A 1,420-nucleotide genomic window follows, 5' to 3' on the forward strand; every position below is an offset into this window, starting at 1 on the left:
GCCCACAGCAGGTTGGCGATATGCTGAGGAATAAATTGGTCTTTCTGTGCGCTCAAGTGGGGCAACAGTGCGGCCACGGCCTCGTTGAACTCTGGTGTTCGCTTTTGCCCGTTGTCCACCAGTTTCGCCATGGCCCACAGCAGGTTGGCGATACCCTGTGGTGTAAAGTTGGCTTTCTGTGTGCTCACGTGGGGCAACAGCGCAGCCACCGCCTCGTTGAACTCTGGTGTTCGCTTTTGCCCGTTGTCCACCAGTTTCGCCATGGCCCACAGCAGGTTGGCGATACCCTGTGCTGTAAAGTCAGCTCTCTGTGCGCTCACGTGGGGCAACAGTGCGGCCTCGGCCCCGTTGAGCACTGGTGTTTGCTCCTGCCCGTTGTCCACCAGTTTCGCCATGGCCCACAGCAGGTTGGCGATTTCCTGTGGTTTAAAGTGAGCTTTCTGTGCGTTCACGTGGGGCAACAGCGCGGCTACGGCCTCTTTGAGTTCTGGTGTCTGTTCCTGCCCGTTGTCCACCAGTTTTGCCATGGCCCACAGCAGGTTGGCGATTTCCTGTGGTTTAAAATTAGCTTTCTGTGCGTTCACTTGGGGCAACAGCGCGACCACGGCCTCGTTGAGCCCTGGTGTCTGCTCCTGCCCGTTGTTCACCAATTTCGCCATGGCCCACAGCAGGTTGGCGATTTCCTGTGGTTTAAAGTGAGCTTTTTGTGCGTTCACGTCGGGCAATAGTCTGGCCACGGCCTCATTGAGCCCTGGTGTCCGATCCTGCCCGCTGTCCACCAGTTTTGCCATGGCCCACAGCAGGTTGGCGATACCCTGAGAATTAAACAGGTCTTTCTGTGTGTTCACGTGGAACAACAGCGCGGCCACGGCCTCGTTGAGCTCTTGTGTTCGCTTCTGCCCGTTGTCCGCCAGTTTCGCCATGGCCCATAGCAGGTTGGCGATTCCCTGGGCATCAATGCCCCTGGCTTGAGGTTTTTGGTTGAGGATAAATATTATTGCATCCAATAGCGTTGACAATAAGTTAGCTTGAGTAAGCTTTACGCGTTCATCCATGGGGTTATGAGGGGTAAAAACACCCGCTGAAGTCAATGAATGAAGTGTTGTCGTCAGGCTTCGCCAATTCCAGCTCCGTGTTGCTGTGAAATTTTGCAGCAAGCGCAGCAGCTGGCTTTGTTCCGCTCGATTTAACGGTCTTTTAACAGCTGACGTGTATTTTTTAATTGAACTGGCATATCGACCGTGATCTCTCCCATCATAGCGATGACCGAAACGATCCGATTTACTCATCAGGTCATCCATTATTTCCTGTTTGATGAGCGCATTAAAATTTTGAGCAGGGTTTACTGAACGGTACTGTAGATGTTGAGAAGAGCGTGTGAAAGAAGAATGGTAAAATTCATTACGCCCCGGGGCAGTGT

General features: G+C 53.2%; 1 protein-coding gene. It reads right to left on the bottom strand.

Annotation, left to right across the window (positions count from 1 at the left end; translation table 11 throughout):
* Positions 1-1,420 (bottom strand): DUF1601 domain-containing protein (locus tag ACO6V1_RS23910; protein WP_422469092.1); only part of this gene is annotated, 1,420 nt, incomplete at both ends.

This window comes from Endozoicomonas sp. ALC013 (assembly GCF_049310205.1).
In the GTDB taxonomy this organism is placed as follows: domain Bacteria; phylum Pseudomonadota; class Gammaproteobacteria; order Pseudomonadales; family Endozoicomonadaceae; genus Endozoicomonas.